Source organism: Qipengyuania sp. JB2-7 (assembly GCF_055693485.1).
Genome location: NZ_CM146335.1, coordinates 1,798,627 through 1,816,065 on the forward strand (window position 1 = coordinate 1,798,627; position 17,439 = coordinate 1,816,065).

General features: G+C 56.7%; 15 protein-coding genes, 1 tRNA gene and 3 pseudogenes. 15 read left to right on the forward strand and 4 right to left on the reverse strand.

Annotation, left to right across the window (positions count from 1 at the left end; all coding sequences use genetic code 11):
- Positions 1 to 59: 59 nt before the first annotated feature.
- On the reverse strand, positions 60 to 986 hold the full coding sequence (locus ACZ1GM_RS08980) for a glycine--tRNA ligase subunit alpha (RefSeq protein ID WP_472676155.1): 927 nt from the start codon (positions 984 to 986) through the stop codon (positions 60 to 62).
- 160 nt (positions 987 to 1,146) lie between these two features.
- Between ACZ1GM_RS08980 and ACZ1GM_RS08985 the strand changes: the two are divergent.
- The 9 genes and pseudogenes from ACZ1GM_RS08985 (at position 1,147) to ACZ1GM_RS09025 (ending at position 8,162) form a co-directional block, all read left to right on the forward strand.
- A pseudogene (locus ACZ1GM_RS08985) lies at positions 1,147 to 1,346 on the forward strand (helix-turn-helix transcriptional regulator).
- Positions 1,347 to 1,411: 65 nt separating this feature from the next.
- Positions 1,412 to 2,347 (forward strand): TraB/GumN family protein, encoded by a 936-nt coding sequence (locus ACZ1GM_RS08990; RefSeq protein WP_472676156.1) that lies wholly within the window; start codon positions 1,412 to 1,414, stop codon positions 2,345 to 2,347.
- Positions 2,348 to 2,371: 24 nt separating this feature from the next.
- Positions 2,372 to 3,256, forward strand: coding sequence for a TraB/GumN family protein (locus tag ACZ1GM_RS08995; protein WP_472676157.1), 885 nt, complete (start codon positions 2,372 to 2,374; stop codon positions 3,254 to 3,256).
- Between the two features lie 235 nt (positions 3,257 to 3,491).
- Positions 3,492 to 4,175, forward strand: coding sequence for a 50S ribosomal protein L25/general stress protein Ctc (locus ACZ1GM_RS09000; protein WP_472676158.1), 684 nt, complete (start codon positions 3,492 to 3,494; stop codon positions 4,173 to 4,175).
- A 91-nt stretch (positions 4,176 to 4,266) separates the two neighbouring features.
- Positions 4,267 to 4,836: an aminoacyl-tRNA hydrolase gene (gene pth, locus ACZ1GM_RS09005; protein ID WP_472676159.1), complete on the forward strand. Its 570-nt coding sequence runs from the start codon at positions 4,267 to 4,269 to the stop codon at positions 4,834 to 4,836.
- 7 nt (positions 4,837 to 4,843) lie between these two features.
- A complete protein-coding gene (locus ACZ1GM_RS09010) occupies positions 4,844 to 5,497 on the forward strand; it encodes a lysostaphin resistance A-like protein (RefSeq protein ID WP_472676160.1) in 654 nt (217 codons plus the stop codon).
- A gap of 3 nt (positions 5,498 to 5,500) precedes the next feature.
- Positions 5,501 to 6,493 (forward strand): SDR family oxidoreductase, encoded by a 993-nt coding sequence (locus ACZ1GM_RS09015; RefSeq protein ID WP_472676161.1) that lies wholly within the window; start codon positions 5,501 to 5,503, stop codon positions 6,491 to 6,493.
- Between the two features lie 78 nt (positions 6,494 to 6,571).
- Positions 6,572 to 7,672 (forward strand): redox-regulated ATPase YchF, encoded by a 1,101-nt coding sequence (ychF, locus tag ACZ1GM_RS09020; RefSeq protein ID WP_472676163.1) that lies wholly within the window; start codon positions 6,572 to 6,574, stop codon positions 7,670 to 7,672.
- Positions 7,673 to 7,697: 25 nt separating this feature from the next.
- Positions 7,698 to 8,162, forward strand: coding sequence for a MaoC family dehydratase (locus tag ACZ1GM_RS09025; RefSeq protein ID WP_472678533.1), 465 nt, complete (start codon positions 7,698 to 7,700; stop codon positions 8,160 to 8,162).
- 9 nt (positions 8,163 to 8,171) lie between these two features.
- Here ACZ1GM_RS09025 and ACZ1GM_RS09030 read toward each other — a convergent pair whose 3' ends face one another.
- Both ACZ1GM_RS09030 and mutL read right to left on the reverse strand, forming a co-directional pair.
- Complete coding sequence (locus ACZ1GM_RS09030; RefSeq protein WP_472676164.1) at positions 8,172 to 8,666, reverse strand: hypothetical protein; 495 nt, start codon at positions 8,664 to 8,666, stop codon at positions 8,172 to 8,174.
- A complete protein-coding gene (gene mutL / locus ACZ1GM_RS09035; RefSeq protein ID WP_472676165.1) occupies positions 8,666 to 10,528 on the reverse strand; it encodes a DNA mismatch repair endonuclease MutL in 1,863 nt (620 codons plus the stop codon). The genes ACZ1GM_RS09030 and mutL overlap by 1 nt, the downstream gene beginning before the upstream one ends.
- A 198-nt stretch (positions 10,529 to 10,726) precedes the next feature.
- On the opposite strand from mutL, the gene ACZ1GM_RS09040 reads away from it, so the two are divergent.
- The 6 genes and pseudogenes from ACZ1GM_RS09040 to ACZ1GM_RS09065 all read left to right on the forward strand — a co-directional run bounded on the left by ACZ1GM_RS09040 (position 10,727) and on the right by ACZ1GM_RS09065 (position 16,689).
- A complete protein-coding gene (locus tag ACZ1GM_RS09040) occupies positions 10,727 to 11,770 on the forward strand; it encodes a rod shape-determining protein (RefSeq protein ID WP_472676166.1) in 1,044 nt (347 codons plus the stop codon).
- A gap of 36 nt (positions 11,771 to 11,806) precedes the next feature.
- A complete protein-coding gene (gene mreC, locus ACZ1GM_RS09045; RefSeq protein WP_472676167.1) occupies positions 11,807 to 12,724 on the forward strand; it encodes a rod shape-determining protein MreC in 918 nt (305 codons plus the stop codon).
- The gene (mreD, locus tag ACZ1GM_RS09050; protein WP_472676168.1) at positions 12,724 to 13,278 is read left to right on the forward strand and encodes a rod shape-determining protein MreD; all 555 of its coding nucleotides are present in this window, start codon (positions 12,724 to 12,726) and stop codon (positions 13,276 to 13,278) included. Before mreC ends, mreD begins: the two co-directional genes overlap by 1 nt.
- Positions 13,275 to 15,367: pseudogene (mrdA, locus tag ACZ1GM_RS09055) on the forward strand (penicillin-binding protein 2). Before mreD ends, mrdA begins: the two are co-directional and overlap by 4 nt.
- Positions 15,364 to 16,478, forward strand: a pseudogene (rodA, locus tag ACZ1GM_RS09060) (rod shape-determining protein RodA). Before mrdA ends, rodA begins: the two co-directional pseudogenes overlap by 4 nt.
- 135 nt (positions 16,479 to 16,613) lie before the next feature.
- Positions 16,614 to 16,689, forward strand: a tRNA-Lys gene (locus ACZ1GM_RS09065).
- A gap of 417 nt (positions 16,690 to 17,106) precedes the next feature.
- Here ACZ1GM_RS09065 and ACZ1GM_RS09070 read toward each other — a convergent pair.
- Positions 17,107 to 17,298, reverse strand: a complete 192-nt coding sequence (locus tag ACZ1GM_RS09070) for a hypothetical protein (protein ID WP_472676169.1) — start codon at positions 17,296 to 17,298, stop codon at positions 17,107 to 17,109.
- Between the last annotated feature and the right edge of the window lie 141 nt (positions 17,299 to 17,439).

Below are 17,439 nucleotides of genomic sequence, written 5' to 3' on the forward strand. Positions count from 1 at the left end.
CCCGTTGTAACTGGGTTGCCGCGTCGCCGGTGGCTCCTCGCAATGACGATCCTCAAGCATCATTTCGACCACTCCGGATATCTCTCAGCCCAACCGGAGGCCTCTTTTTCCATATATGCTTCACAGCTACCCCGCGCCAGATCGCGCACGCGGCCTATATAGCTCGCCCGTTCCTGAACACTGATCACACCGCGCGCCTGCAGCAGGTTGAACAGATGGCTCGCCTCGACCGCCTGTTCATAGGCGGCGATCGGCACGCCGTTGTCGAGCGCATTATTGCACTCCGCCTCTGCCTTGTTGAACAGATCGAACAGAGCGTCAGTATCGGCGACTTCGAAATTCCACTTCGACATCTGCTTTTCGTTTTCGAGGAATACCTCGCCGTAGGAAGTACCCCGACCATTGAAATCGAGGTCGTACACATTGTCGACGCCTTGGATATACATAGCCAGTCGCTCCAGCCCGTATGTCAGCTCGCCCGCAACTGGTTTGCAGTCAAACCCGCCCATCTGCTGAAAATAGGTGAACTGGGTGACTTCCATGCCGTCACACCAGACCTCCCAACCCAGGCCCCATGCGCCAAGTGTGGGCGATTCCCAATCATCCTCCACAAAGCGGATGTCGTGTTTGAGTGGGTTGATGCCGATCACTTCGAGGCTTTGCAGATAAAGCTCCTGAATGTCTGGTGGGCTCGGCTTCAGGATCACCTGATATTGGTAATAATGCTGAAGCCGGTTTGGGTTTTCGCCATAACGACCGTCGGTCGGGCGGCGGCATGGCTGAACAAAGGCGGCATTCCATGGCTCAGGCCCTAGCGCACGCAATGTTGTCGCGGTGTGGAACGTCCCCGCCCCCATGCGCATGTCATAGGGTTGCAGAATGACACATCCCTGCGCGCTCCAAAAGTCATGGAGTGCTAGGATCATGTCCTGAAAGGAGGCGCGTGGATCGCGTTTTGCTGGTTCGAAACTAGGCATGAAACTCATGGGCGCAGCCCATGGCGTAACGCCTGTGCAGCGTCAATGCCGCAGTGCAACATAGTCACCACTTGGCGACGACCTCCTTAACTGGCAAAGAACCGGATGGATCAGATAGAATGCGCCAAAGAGACCTAGTGAATAATCGACTTATCAAGCGGAACTTTCGGTGAAAAACCGCCTCAAGGCCCTACGTGCGGAACGCAATTGGAGCCAGGCGGAGCTTGGTGCACATCTGCGTGTCTCGCGTCAGGCAGTCAACGCAATCGAGACAGGTAAGCATGACCCATCGCTGCCGCTTGCCTTTCGGATCGGTACCGGCTGTTTGACCTTCCCATCGAAGAGATTTTCCTTGATGAAGAATTCTGACTAGAACGAATTCATTCACTTGCCGGCGTAGTGAGCGCCTGCGCCACATCCAGAAAGCCACAATAATGACCAAACCCCTGTCGCATCTCACCCGTACATCCATCGCCGCAATCGCGCTCATCACGCTGCAAGGGTGCGCAACAAGCTACGCTGATGAAGCGCCACAAACCGCCCAGACACAGCCCATCTACACCAAGCCATCCGGCCCGGCTTTGTGGAAAGTTTCTGATGAGGACACCACCATTTATCTGTTCGGCACAGTCCATGCCCTGCCCGACGATGTTGATTGGATGTCTGGCACAATCTCGCAGGCTTTGGCATCGTCCGATACGTTGGTGACCGAAATCGACAGCGAGGCTGCCAAAGGCCCGCAGATGCAGCAGCTCGTCATGGGCAAGGCGATGAATGCCTCTGGTGGCAATCTGCGTGAAAGCCTGACCGATGAACAGCGCGGTATCTACGAAACAGCTATGGCCAATGTTGGCATGCCGGTTGAGGCATTTGACGCGTTCAAGCCATGGTTCGCCGGGATCACGCTGGGCGTCATGCCATTGCTGAAGGCGGGCTATACTGCCGAAAGCGGTGTCGAAATGGTTATCGAGCAGCAGGCAGGTGCAGAGATGGTCCGAGGCGCTCTCGAGACACCTGAATACCAGATCGGCGTTTTTGATTCGCTGCCACGCGAGTCGCAGGTTGCGTTTCTCATCGCCACCGCAGAGTCAGTCGACAGTATCACCAACATGATGGATGCGATGGTTGCCGAGTGGCTTGAGGGTGATGCTGACGGTCTTGCGGTGCTGATGAATGAAGGTCTGACTGATCCCAAGCTTGCGGAGGCCTTGCTCTATACGCGCAATAACAATTGGGCGGAATGGATCGATACGCGGCTCGACACGCCCGGCACCATCTTTGTAGCAGTCGGCGCTGGTCATTTGGCGGGCGACAAGAGCGTTCAGGACTACCTGGCTGAGCGCGACATTGCGACCGCCAGGGTTCAATAGTTAGCGATTGCCGCAAAGTAGCCGATGAACTTTCGGGCAAGCCTTTTCGCCAGCCTCTTGCTGCTTGCAGCATGCGAGGAAGCGCCCGCACCGCGTATTGACGAAACCGACATTGCGGGACCTCCCATCTGGCAAATCGCGAGCGAAGATGGCGCGATTGAGGGTTGGCTGTTTGGCACGGTCCATGCGCTGCCGTCCGGGTTTGCATGGCGCTCTGACGCGTTAGATGCCACGTTGGAAGATGCCGACATCCTGGTAGTGGAAGTGTCATCGCTTGCCGAAGAAGACGCGCTGGCCGACTTGTTTGCCACGATGGCGTCAGACGAGCCTGCCCCGCCGCTCGAAACACGCATCACGGCAGAACTCGATCCGGCCTATCGCCATCTCCTGTCGCGGGCTGGTATTCGATCTGGTCAGCTCGATGATTTGGAAAGCTGGGCAGCGGCACTCACGCTCGCCCAATATGCGCAAACGGCGAATGTGGGCGAAGGCGTCGATAAGGCTCTGCTAGAGCAGTTCATCGGTCGCGAGATTGTCGAGCTGGAGGGAGCGGAGGCGCAGCTTTCAATCTTCGACAATTTACCTGAGACCGAACAACGCGATCTGCTCGCCGCGGTCATTCGCGAAAGCACCGACTATGATCGCGATTTTCAGCAGTTGGCCGAAACCTGGCGCGCGGGCGATATTGACGATCTGTCCGACCTGGCGATGCGCGGCATTCTCGCTGACCCCGAGCTCTACGACGCGTTGCTCAAAAACCGCAACCGCGCATGGACCACGCAAATCGAGAACCTCCTGACATCAGAGAAGCGGCCATTTGTGGCTGTAGGTGCGGGACATATGATTGGCGAGGATGGGTTGCCGGCCATGCTTTCGGCGCGCGGATATACGATCACCCGGGTGCAGTGATTTTTGATAGGAATTGCGCCTAGGCCACCCGCTCCCTCCCCCTTCCATCCGGAGCCTGCCGGGTTACCATCCGGGTGGAAGGGTGGAGGGGGCGGGTGACTTGGAACCAAGCGCAGCGCCTTTTCCCTTGCCTTTTGCTTGATGCCTGCTATCCGCCCGCGCTTCGGTGTCATGGTCATCCCTGGAGGCGTGGCATTCCGAAAACTGATCCAAACGCACTTGAAAGGTATGTATTATGAGCGACGCTCTAACATTGCCGGCTGAGGCGCGCGAACGGGCTGGCAAGGGAGCCTCCCGTGCACTGCGTCGAGAAGGTCGCATTCCCGCTGTAATTTATGGCGGCAAAGAAGAACCCACTCCGATCCACATTGAAGAAAAAGAACTCGTCAGACAGCTGATGATGGGTCACTTCATGAACTCAATCGTAGAGGTTGAGATTGGCGGAGAAAAGGTTCGCACGCTGCCAAAGGATGTCGCTCTACATCCCGTCACTGATCGCCCGACTCACGTCGATTTCCTGCGCCTCGCAAAAGGCGGCAAGATCGAAGTGTCGGTCCCGGTTGTCTTCATCAACGAAGAAGAATCGCCCGGTCTTAAGAAAGGCGGCGTTCTCAACGTGGTCCGTCACGAACTTGAACTGGTTTGTGAAAACGACAAGATCCCGTCTGAGATTGCTATTGATGTGACCGGCAAGGAAGTTGGCGACTCTCTCCACATTAGTGAGATCGTACTGCCCGAAGGCAGTGAAAGCGCCATCACAGATCGCGACTTCACCATCGCAACGCTGGTTGCTCCATCCGCGCTCAAGAAGAGCGAAGACGAAGCTGCTGACGCCGAAGGCGAAGAAGGCGAAGAAACTGAAGTCACGGAACAGAACGCTGAAACCGTTGAGGGCGAAGCCGAACAGACCGACGACTGATTTCTTTCTAGAACTTAGTTCTAACATGGCGCCGGGCTTCGATATGAAGTCCGGCGTTTTGTTTTTCGCCGGACGACGCTAGGTGACCCACATGCAGATTTGGACTGGCCTCGGAAATCCCGGCGAAAAATATGCGATGCATCGCCATAATGTCGGCTTCATGGTGCTGGATGTGATGGCCGATATGTATCGATTTGGCCCGCCGCAAAAGAAATTCTCGGGCTGGGTTCAGGAGGGTCGCATCGGGACCGAGAAAATCCTGCTGCTAAAGCCTGCGACATATATGAATGAAAGCGGGCGTAGCGTTGGCGAAGCGATGCGTTTCTACAAGCTGGAAATGGACGCGCTGACCGTATTCCATGACGAACTCGATCTCGCCCCGTTCAAGGTCAAAGTGAAACAGGGCGGCGGCACTGCGGGGCATAACGGTCTGCGATCAATCGACAAGCATCTCGGCAAAGAGTTTCGTCGTGTCCGCCTCGGCATTGGCCATCCGGGACATAAAGATCGGGTGTCAGGCTATGTCCTCGGCAATTATGCAAAGTCTGAGCAAGATGATCTGGTCGCAATGCTAGGCGCTGTCTCGGCGGAAGCGGAGTGGTTGGCCGAGGGTAATAATGCGCGCTTTATGAGCGAAGTCGCGCTGAGAATGCAGGATTGAGCATGCCATGAGCGAAACAGAAGACACGCCTGAAGACACCGGCGAGGACGAGAAGCTACCATCAGATATACCGCACCGTCAGGTCTTTCTGCTCACTGGCGGACAGACACTTGTCTTCATACTGTTTGGGTTGACACTCTGGATATGGTCTGGCCGCGAACTCGGCCAATTTGTCACTTTTGACCCATCGCAGCTTGCAATTGGTGTGGGCCTGAGCGCAATCCTCGTCGCGCTGGGAGCCGCGTTTTTCTACGGCCTTCCTGAATTGTCGGACAAGCTCGCGCGGATGCAAGGCAACACATACGCGTTCTTGAAAAAGAAGCTCTCACCAAATGGCGTGATTTTCGTGTCGCTATGCGCTGGCATTGGCGAGGAAGCGCTGTTCCGCGGAGGCCTGCAAACACTATTGTCCGATCATCTCGGTGTATTTCTGGGCATCACGGTCAGCTCTGCCGTGTTCGCGGCTATCCATATGGCCAAGCCGGTCATTAGCCTGATTATATTTCTAATCGGCGTTACGTTTGGCATCGTGTACTGGTACACAGAAAGCCTGTTTGCCGTGATGCTCGCTCACGCAGCATATGACATCTTTGCCATCGCGCATTTGCAGAACCGCCTGCATGCAATTGGATTCTTTGATCAACCCCCTGCGAAGGAATAGCCTATGCCCAACATCAATCGACGCTCACTTCTCGCAGGAGCTGCCGCCACTACTGCCCTCGCCTCAACGGCTTCGTTCGCGCAGGCTGACATGGTGAAATCAGAGCCTGATCTCTCGGGCAAATCAATCCTGATTACCGGCTGCTCAACCGGCTTCGGTCGATTGATGGCGGAGGATTTTGCGCGCAAAGGCGCAAAGGTTTTTGCGACAATGCGCAATCTTCCGCGCCCTGAGGCCGCTGAGCTGGAAGAGCTCGCCAAGACTGAAGAGCTAGACCTTACTGTTCTCGAACTCGACGTGCTCGACGATGAGCAGGTTGCCAAAGCGGTCGCTACTGCTGAGGTCGCATCGGGCGGCGCACTCGACGTGCTGATCAACAATGCCGGAATTTCATTCGGAGGCCCCATCGAAATTCAGGACATGGCGGCAACGCAGCTAATTTTCGACACCAACGTCTTTGGCCCACAGCGTACCGCACGTGCCGCCCTACCGGCAATGCGTGCAGCAAAGTCGGGGCAGATTTTCAACGTATCATCACAGCTCGGACGCGTTATCGTGCCTGCTTTTGGTCAGTACTCGCCGACCAAATTCGCGCTGGAGGCAATGAGCGAATCTATGGCGTACGAGCTTGTCCCGCACGGCATTGACGTGACTATCATTCAACCCGGTGGATACCCCACTAACATCTGGCGCAATGCCAACGAGAACAGTCTGCGCTTGCTTGAGCGCGCGGAGGAAAAGCACACCGACGGGTATAAAGACCTGATCGCCTCGCTTGGCCAGCGCACCGGCGGCGGGACCACTGACCCGATGGACGTGCCCAACGCCATCGCAGAAATCATCGCTATGCCAGCGGGAACACGTCCATTGCGCCGCGCAGTCCACCCGGGCAGCAAGCCACAATTGCCCGTGAATGAGGTATCGGCAAAGGCCCAGATCGACTGGCTTGGCGGATCGCCATATGGACCGTGGATCAAGTCAGTTCACAACGCCTAAGCAGATGCGGGGTTAGGGTGGCATTTGCCGCCCCTCCCCGCTAATGCGCGGCCCGAACACTATTATCCGGAGTAATTGATGGGCTTCCGTTGTGGAATCGTGGGCCTGCCCAATGTTGGCAAATCCACGCTGTTTAATGCACTGACTGAGACGCAGGCCGCGCAGGCCGCGAACTATCCGTTCTGCACGATTGAACCGAATGTCGGCCAGGTCGCTGTGCCGGACGCACGGCTCGATAAGATTGCCGCGATTGCGGAAAGCGCCAACGTCATCCCGACGCAGCTTGCCTTCGTGGACATCGCTGGACTGGTAAAAGGCGCTAGTCAGGGCGAAGGCTTGGGTAACCAGTTTCTCGGCAATATTCGCGAAGTTGATGCCATTGTCCACGTGCTGCGCTGTTTCGAAGATGACGATATTCAGCATGTCTCCAACAAGGTTGATCCGATTGCGGATGCTGACGTGGTCGAGACCGAGCTGTTGCTGTCTGACATGGAAAGCCTCGAGAAGCGGGTCGAAAATGCCAAGCGGCGTGCAACCGGCGGGGACAAGGAAGCGAAGGCACTCGCGAGCGTCTTGGGGCAAGCGCTTGAACTACTGCAAGCAGGTAAACCTGCACGACTAGTCGAACCGAAAGATGACGAGGAAGAGCGGCTGTTTGCACAGGCTCAGCTGCTTACCGCAAAGCCGGTTCTGTATGTCTGCAATGTCGCGGAAGAAGATGCGGCAGAAGGCAATGAGCTGACCGCGAAAGTGTTTGCCAAGGCTGAGGTCGAAGGCGCTCAGGCCGTGGTGGTGTCCGCCGCCATTGAGGCCGAACTGGTCGCGATGCCAGTCGAGGATCGTGGTGAGTTTCTGGAAGAGCTTGGGCTTGAGGAAAGCGGCCTCTCACGCGTTATCCGCGCGGGCTACACGCTGCTCGGCTTGCAAACCTTCTTCACCGCAGGACCGAAAGAATCCCGTGCCTGGACGTTCCCGACCGGCGCCAAAGCACCGCAAGCCGCTGGCGAGATCCACACGGACTTCGAGAAGGGCTTCATTCGCGCTGAGACCATTGCTTACGATGACTACATCGCACTGAATGGCGAAGCGGGCGCACGCGAGGCCGGAAAACTGCGGCAGGAAGGCAAAGAGTATCTCGTCCAGGATGGCGATGTAATGCTATTCAAATTCAATGTCTGATCAGATCACGAACTTCACCCCCGACATGGTTCATTTTGAGGACATCGAAGTGGGGAAGCGAACCGCATTTGGCAGCTACAAAGTCACCCGCGAAGAAGTGATTGAGTTCGCGTCTAAATATGATCCTCAGGCCTTTCACTTGGATGATGAGGCTGCAGCGAAAACCCATTTCGGGCGGCTTTCTGCAAGTGGCTGGCATACCTGCGCGATGACCATGGCGATGATGGTCGAGAACATGAAAAATGTGCGGCAGGCTGGACTAGGATCACCGGGAATTGATCAATTGCACTGGCGCAAGCCAGTCTATCCCGGCGACACCTTGCGCGTAGAGACCGAGATCATCGAAAAACGCCGCAGCAAGTCGCGCCGCGAAATGGGTATCTTCAAATCCAGAGCGAGCGTGTTCAACCAAGATGATGTGGTGGTGATGGACTTCATCACTAACGGCTTGATTGCAGTGCGCGATCCGGACGCGTCAATCGAAGACTGACACACCGGCCTAAGCACCGCATTGCGCAGAGCCATCTGCGCGATACACTATTCGTTCTTTGGTATCGCGAATTTCCAGCTTTGCATCGTATTGCAGGCTCTCGACGCCGGTTTGCTCGCTAGCTTTTTTCGCGAGTATTAACCGCATCGACCGCGCTAGCCCGTCATATTTCTCTTGCGTCCCGTAAGGCGTCTCAGCGCTGCCCATGTCCGGCGCGAGCTTTTCAACCTCGTCATCGACCTTCAGATAACCTCCATCAACCAACGCAACGGCAATTGCGCCCAAGCCCCCACCGCCGGGTGTGAAGCTACAACCCGCACCGTAAATCTCGTATTTCTCGATGTCGGGGTAGAGGATTTCCTGAGGCTCGATAGGTTCAGCATCGTCTAGCCCTGCGTTGATCGCCTTCACCTCTGCAACGTCAGCCGCATCGTCCTGTTCAACTTTGGGTTCGCTGCATGACGCAGCGATAAACAGCGCAGAAAGTGCAATCAGAACGCGCATCAATGCCTTCCAAACAGCTTCTCAACGTCATCCATGGACAATTTCACCCAAGTTGGCCTGCCATGATTGCACTGGCCAGAACGCGGCGTGCGCTCCATCTCGCGCAGCAGAGCGTTCATCTCATCGACTCGCAGTACCCGCCCTGCCCTAACTGATCCGTGGCACGCCATGGTCGCGAGCACCAGATCGAGCTTTTCGCTGAGCAGCAGCCCGCCCTTTTCCGCATCGTGGCCATGTTTGACGATGTCGTCATCAATGTCGCGCAGCAGTTTTTCCGGGTCGGCATTGCCAAGCGCATGCGGCATGGATCGGACAAGCATCGCAGACGGCCCAAACCGTTCCATTTCCAAGCCCAGCTTAGCCAATTCGGGCGCGGCTTGCTCCAGGCGGTCGCACGCGACCTCTTCCAACTCGACCACATCCGGCATCAACAGCGCCTGACTGCGCGTGGTTGCATCCGCTGCCCCGGCTGCTTTGAGACGCTCCAGCACGAGCCGCTCATGCGCTGCATGCTGATCAACCAGAACGAGCCCATCCTGCGCCTCGGCCACGATATACGTGTTGGCGATTTGGCCTCGCGCAACGCCAAGTGGATAGTCTTGGTCAGGCGCATGCTCCTCCGCCTCAACCGCCCGGCCTTGGGGCGCAGCCGCATCGTTCAACGGGATAGCCGGATCTGCACTACGCCACTGCGCATTCGGTTCGCTGACGCGAGCTGCAGGCGTTGACCAATCACGCTTATCGAAGATCGAACGTAAAGCTGGCGCGACCTCCTCACGTTTTTGTTCGCTCAGAGGCTCCGCCTGCCACCTCCCCATGGCGGCGGCATCTGGTGTCTGCACACTACGCCGGTCACCTGTCGCGAGCGCCTCTCGCAGACCGGAAACCAGGAAGCCGCGAACACGCGCCGCGTCACGAAAACGCACCTCAGTCTTCGCCGGGTGCACGTTCACATCGACCTCTTCCGGCGGGATGTCCAGAAACAACGCCAAGACCGCATGACGATCGCGAGCGAGCATATCGGAGTAGGCACCGCGCACTGCACCGGTCAGCAGACGATCTTTCACAGGGCGACCATTTACGAACAGATACTGATGATCGGCAATGCCGCGATTGTAGGTCGGCAAACCGGCCACACCAGTGAGGCGCATCGTTCCGCTCTCAAGCGGTCTCTCCAGATCGACCTCAACCCCATTATCTTTCAACTCGCGTGCGACGATTTGCGCAACGCGATCCGCCAGGGACTGATTGGCCTGCAGATTGAGTACCCTGCGATCTTTTCCCTTGGCACCATGATCCAGTGTAATCGCCACATCGGGCCGCGCCATTGCAAGGCGACGAACGACGTCGAGCGAGGCCGCATATTCGCTGCGCGGTGTCCGCAGAAACTTGCGTCGTGCTGGTATGCGGGCGAAGACCTGCTCAACGCGAACGCGCGTTCCTGATGGAACAGCCGTTGGTCCCTCGTCTACCAGCGCGCCATGATCGACAACGCGCCGCCATCCTTGCTCCGCATCTGTCGGGCGGCTTTCAAGGGTAAAGCGCGACACGCTGGCAATGGATGGCAATGCCTCACCACGAAAACCCAGCGTCGCCACTTGCTCTATCGCTTCATCGGGCAGCTTGGATGTTGCATGCCGTTCCAGCGCCAGAGCCATTTCATCCGGTGCCATCCCGCACCCGTCATCGGTCACTTCCAACGACGTAAGACCGCCATCGACCAGCTTCACTGCAATGCGTGTCGCGCCGGCATCAATGGCATTTTCCACCAGTTCCTTCAGCGCCGCCGCCGGGCGTTCAACCACTTCCCCCGCAGCGATGCGGTTGACCAGGTTTTCGGGAAGGCGACGGATAGTTGGCATGAATATGGCAAATCTAGCGACAGCGCGCTGCTAAGACGAGACCATCGCCGAATATTTCCCCACAGGATTGCCGATTATTTTTGGCATTTGCCTGCGCGCTTCGCTAAGGCACTGGCACTTCAAACGAGTTGAGCGAAGACTCGTCGCGGGCGCATGCGGCCATCGCTCACAATCAGACGGACGGAAAACGGAACAGCAATGGGTTTCTGGAGCAATCTCTTCAAATTTGGTTCACCCAACATGGCAATCGATCTGGGTACGGCCAATACGCTGGTCTATGTTCAGGATCAGGGCATTGTCCTTGATGAACCTTCCGTGGTTGCAATCGAGACGATTAACGGGGTGAAACGCGTCAAAGCGGTTGGCGATGATGCGAAGATGATGATGGGCAAGACGCCCGACAGCATCGAAGCGATCCGCCCGCTACGCGACGGTGTTATCGCCGACATCGAAATTGCTGAGGAAATGATCAAGCACTTCATCCGTAAGGTGCATGGTCGCAAGAGCTTGATGCGGTATCCCGAGATTACAATTTGCGTACCTTCCGGTTCCACCTCGGTAGAAAAGCGCGCAATTCGCGATGCCGCCAGCAATGCCGGCGCGTCGGAAGTTTACCTCATTCTTGAACCGATGGCCGCTGCAATCGGTGCTGATATGCCAGTGACCGAACCGGTTGGGTCTATGGTTGTCGACATCGGCGGCGGAACTACAGAGGTTGCGGTTCTGTCGCTGCGTGGCCTCGCCTATACCACGTCAGTACGCACTGGCGGCGACAAGATGGACGAAGCCATCGTGTCCTATGTCCGACGACATCATAACCTGCTCATCGGTGATTCTACCGCCGAGCGGATCAAGAAGGATTACGGCATTGCTGTCGTCCCGGAAGATGGCGTGGGCGAAACGATCACGATCAAAGGTCGCGACCTGGTGAACGGTGTCCCAAAAGAGATTACGATCAATCAAGGTCACATCGCTGAAGCGCTGTCAGAACCGATTGGCGCCATTATCGAAGGCGTCCGCATCGCACTTGAGAATACCGCGCCAGAACTTGCCGCTGACATTGTAGATCAGGGCATCGTGCTGACTGGCGGTGGCGCACTGATCAAAGGTTTGGATGATTATCTGCGTGAGGAAACAGGTCTCCCAGTGACTATCGCAGAAGATCCGCTGTCCTGTGTCGCGCTGGGCACCGGCCGCGCCATGGAAGATGAGATTTATCGCGGCGTCTTGATGACCGCATAATGGTCCAGCCACGGACCAGATTTGAGGACTAGGGGCGTGGCTCCATCAACAAAACGTGCAGCGCCCTATTCGCGTAAGGTCCAGTATAACCTTTTCACTGGCTATGTGATCGCGGGCCTCGGCGCCTTGATCGGCGCGGTATTGATTATTCTTTCCCTTTGGCAACCCAGCCTGTTTTCAGGAGCACGCGGTGGAGCGCGAGAGGCGGTTGCTCCCGCCACCGAAACCGTCGCTGCGGCCCGTACCGAAAGCACGGGGTTGTTCGATAGCATCCGGGGCTACCTCAATGCTGGCTCCAAAAATGCAGAGCTTTCACGCGAAGTTGAATTGGCGCGTATCCGCCTTGCTGAAGCCGAAGCGACCGCTCAGGAAAATGAGCGGCTCAAGGCGCTGCTCGATCTGCAGGACAGCGAAAACAAGCCTGTTGCAACCGCAAGGCTGGTCGGCTCCAGCGCATCAAGTACGCGGAGGTTCGGTTATCTCGCTGCCGGAAGCAGCGACGGTGTATCGGTGGGTATGCCCGTACGCTCTGAAAGAGGTATTGTTGGCCGAGTGCTGGAAGTCTCGCGCAATACGTCGCGCATATTGCTGCTCACCGATAGCGAGAGCGTTTTGCCGGTCCGTCGTGCAGGTGACGAAGTCGCCGCCTTCGCACAAGGACGAGGCGATGGGCTGATCCGCATTCGATTGATCAATTTGGGCATCAACCCCCTCGAAAAAGGCGATTTGCTCGTCACCAGCGGCTCCGGCGGATACTATCAACCGGGTGTGGCCGTCGCGATCGTTGACGAGAAAACTGATGATGGTGCGCTTGCACGAGTAGTCAGCGATCCAGCGGCTACTGACTTTGTTTCGGTTATGCCGATCTTCGAACCTCTGGCTGTCGAAGCAGCACAAACGCCAATTGAACAAAGTTTAGATAATCAATCAGCAACTTCCGAACAGGCTCCGTAATGGAGCAACTCAACCCCAGATCGCGCAAGGACGCGTATGGCAATCGCATCAACCGGCGGCATTCAACAACCTTGGCGGTTGCGATCCCATGGCTCTCGATCATGCTGGGATCGATTCTACCGTATGTGTTCTTGGCGACGGCCCTGCCGTTGGTTCCGCCACTCGGGCTCGTCGCTTTGATCGCGTGGCGGCTAGTACGTCCCGGCCTTATGCCGATTTGGGCGGGCTTCCCGCTTGGTGCGTTTGACGACCTGTTCAGCGGTCAACCATTCGGCAGCGCTATTTTGCTTTGGTCGCTTGCCTTGATCGCCATCGAGTTGATTGAACAACGCCTGCCCTGGCGCACATTTGTGCAGGATTGGTTCACCGCCAGTATCATTTTTCTGGTGTATAGTATTGCCGCATTTGTTATTTCTGGCGCGTCCATTACGTTGCCTGCATTTGTCGGTCTGGGGCCTCAGTTAGTGCTTGCTATTCTCATCTTCCCGTTCGCTGCGCGGATCGTTGCCAGGCTGGATCGCTTCCGCTTGACCCGCTGGCGGGCCATCGCATGAAGATTGGTCGCCCGAACAAAAAACCTGCAAAGCGTGAGCTGACGAGCGCCGCGAAACTGGAAACGGCTTTTTCACGCCGCAGTTTCGCAATTGGCGCTGGCATGGGGGGCTTGGCATGATCCTCGCCGCACGCATGGGGTATATCGCCATTGCCGAGAACGAGCGATACACGCTTGAGTCGGAGAGCAACCGGGTCAACCTGTCGCTTATACCGCCCCGGCGCGGCTGGATCCTCGACCGCAATGGGTCCCCGCTCGCATCAAACAGGGCCGACTTTCGCGTCGACGTAATTCCTGAACAGATGGAAGATCCCGAGGGTACGATCCAGCAACTCGGCTCGATACTGGGCCTTGGTGAGGCCGAAATTGCCGACATCACAAAACGGATAGAGGTGTCGCCAAGCTTTCAGCCGGTCGAGGTCGCATCAGGCATGGAGTTTGAGCAATTCGCCGCGATCAGCGTGCGGTTGCCAGACATGCAGGGCGTTGTGCCTCAGCGCGGTTTCTCGCGGTACTACCCAACCGGGATCTCGGTTGGGCACCTGATCGGCTATGTCGGCCCCGCGAATGCCGAGGAGTATGCCGAAGAACGCGAACCACTGCTTGTCACGCCGGGATACAAGATCGGCAAAGATGGCTTAGAGAAGCAGTTCGAACAGGAATTGCGCGGTGAACCCGGTGCCCGCCGGGTTGAGGTCACCGCCTCAGGGCGGATCATACAAGAACTCGAAACGCGCGACGACGTCCAAGGCGATCCCGTCCGGCTGACAATTGACGGCCCTCTGCAAGACTATGCTGCGCGTCGGATTGGTCTGGAAAGTGGCTCGGTCGTCGTCATGGATTGTGAAACCGGCGATCTGCTTTGCATGGCATCAATGCCTAGCTTTGATCCGAACAGCTTCTCTTCTGGCATTGGCCGGATTGAATATGCCATGCTGCGCGAAGATGAACGGGTTCCACTGCGCAATAAAGTGTTGAAGGGGCTGTATCCGCCTGGCTCAACTGTCAAACCGATGCATTGCCTCGCCTTTCTTGAAGCTGGCATTAAACCAGAAGAAACAATCGTTTGTGGCGGCGGGCGCAGGATCGGCAATCGCTTCTTCAATTGCCACAGCAATCACGGCGTGGTCGATATGAAAAAAGCCATCGCACAAAGTTGCGACAGCTACTTCTACCACTTCGCGCAGCAGATCGGCTTCGACAGAGTTGCTGAAATGGTTCGCAAATTGGGATTGGGACAAGAGTTCCCGTTACCAGTCATCAGCCAATTCTACGGGACAGTACCCACGCCAGCCTGGAAGCAAGAGAAGTTTGATCGCGCGTGGCAGGCATTCGACACAGTCAACGCCTCTATCGGTCAGGGTTACTACCTTGCCAGCCCGCTGCAACTGGCGGTTAGCACCGCCCGCCTGGCGACTGGCAAAGCGGTGAACCCGCGCCTCATTCTTGATGACACGATCCCAAATCCGCCTAGCTATAATTTCAAGCCAGAAGACATCGCCTATATTCGCGAATCCATGAACGAAGTGGTCAACGGCGCGGGTACAGCACGACGTGCGCAGCTGCCCATTCCCGATATAAAGATCGCAGGAAAAACCGGCACGGCTCAGGTCGTATCTCTTTCCGTATCGAATGGCCGCACTGGCCCATGGAAGTGGCGCGATCACGGTCTTTTCACCTTCTTCGCACCGACGGACAAACCGCGCTATGCCGGGGTGGTCGTGGTCGAGCATGGTGGTGGATCGGGTTCAGCCTATCCCATCGCTCGCGACGTCATGACGTTCATGTTCGACCCTGAGAAGGGCCTGGAACGTCTGGCCGCTCTGGAAAATGACTGGGGCGGCAACGCACGGGAAAGGCTGGCCCGGCGCTACGCCGCCTTTGCTGAGGCAGCCGGCGAAACGGTTGAGCCTGCCCCGACCCGCAGCGAAGACATTTTTGCCAAGGTCGAGGCCGAAGCTCGCCTGGCTGCAAGACAGAGCGAAACCATCGCAAATGACGCTATTCGCCCACGCGCTGACCCCGCTGCATCTGGCAGCACCCCTCCAGAAGCCGCCACGCTGGAGACTGGCGGAGGCACTGCTGGATGAGCGTGATCCCTGCCCCTATCGCGGAACAGCCGTGGCGCATGTTGATCCCGTTATTTGTCCTGGTCGGGTTCGGCGCTCTGGTCCTGTTCTCTGCCGCTGGCGGTAGCTTAACGCCATACGCGTCCTCACACCTCGTCCGCTTCTTAGTGTTTCTGGTGATGGCGCTAATCCTCTCGCGCTTTTCACGCGATTTCGTCTCGCTCATGGCCTATCCGGGATATGTCGCGGTTCTGGCTCTGTTGCTTCTCGTTGAGGTGATGGGCCAGATTCAGGGGGGCAGTCAGCGTTGGCTCAACCTTGGCTTTATGCAACTGCAACCTTCGGAACTGATGAAGCCTGCAGTCGCGCTCGCCATTGCGAAATTCTATAGCGGGCTGCCTGTTGGTCTGATCCCAACCTGGCGGTCGGTGGCGCCTGCGGCAGTCTTGATCGGGATGCCGATGGCGCTGGTTCTGATGCAGCCCGACCTCGGAACATCGCTGGCCATCGCGTTCACTGGCGCTATCGTCATGTTCCTTGCCGGGTTGCCGCTGCGCTGGTTCCTGGCCGCAGGCGCTGGCGTTGCCGTGCTGGTTCCACTGGCGTTCTTTTTCGCGCTGCAGCCCTATCAGCAGCGCCGCGTAACCACTTTTCTCGACCCGGAATCTGATCCGCTTGGTGCGGGCTATCACATCACGCAGTCTAAGATTGCGATCGGATCTGGCGGATTGACCGGCAAAGGCTTTAACGAAGGGTCGCAAAGTCACCTTCAATACCTGCCAGAGCCGCACACCGATTTCGTATTCGCGACCATGGCGGAAGAATGGGGTTTTTTGGGCGGGCTCGTGATCCTCGGCATTTTCGCTGCAATCCTGCATTGGGGTCTCAGCGTAGCGAGGGCGTCTCAAGACCGGTTCGCGAAGCTCCTCGCAGCCGGAATGACCGCTACGATCTTTTTCTACATTGCGATCAACCTGATGATGGTCATGGGCCTCGCGCCAGTTGTGGGCATCCCCTCCCCTTCGTGAGCCATGGTGGCTCATCGATGATGACGAATATGATCTGCATCGGCAGCTTGATGATGGTCAATCGCTGGACGCAAAAGGCACCGCGCCGCGGCCTGCTCAACTGACTAACGCACTTTGACCCACTGGTTCGCAATCGCTCGGAATATTCGCCGCAACCTCTTGTGTTCGAGAATTTCGCCTCTAAATGACGCGCTCTGCATTTCGACGGATACGATAATCCGGAAACGAAGTGACGGATTGGACGCATAGCTCAGTTGGTAGAGCAGCTGACTCTTAATCAGCGGGTCCTAGGTTCGAACCCTAGTGCGTCCACCAAATACTCTTATAATTTCAAACTATTACACACCTTCTTAGCTGCCCAAGTGATTTGTGGAGCCTAGTCTCTCGAATTAGGCTCCCTATAGGCTCCACTTGTCTGCCTGTGCATAAACGTCCATCATCGTTCGATTCTAGCCTGTCTGACAACTCTTGCCGAAACAGGCGCTGAAGAACACGAGTCGCTTCATTGCATTGAGCGTCGAGCTTTAGCTGCTTCCATCGATTGATTAGCCAGCGGACAATCTCCAGACGTTGCACCCAAATTCAAGATCCGGTCCTACCATCAAGGCTCGGTTAGCCGCTAGGCCGCACCTCAGCCAAATAATCGGAGGCCAAACTTGCGCCGAAAGAAACTGCGCTAGAAGGAAGCTGAGAACTCCCGCGCCGTTCTCCATAGTTTCGTCGGATAGTGCATCATAAGAACAGCTTTGTGAAGATCACCGACGCCGCAACAAGAGCAACACCGGATATCAAGCCCCACGCATAGAACTTCCAAGGCTCCTCATTTTCCTTGGTCCATCGATGGTTGATTTCAGCCATATCACGCCGAATACTTGCCATCTGCTCTTCTAGCGTCATTTCTTCTGGATCGATCTGTGCGGGCATATAAGAATCCAAGTTAGTCAAATAGTCCTCACTGACAAGACGAGAAAGGGACCGATTGAAGAAGTCGGGATATGCTGCTGAAGCACACTTGGGGCTTCACAAGGCCTTCAGAGGCCAGTTCAACCTGGTTTGCTTGATGGG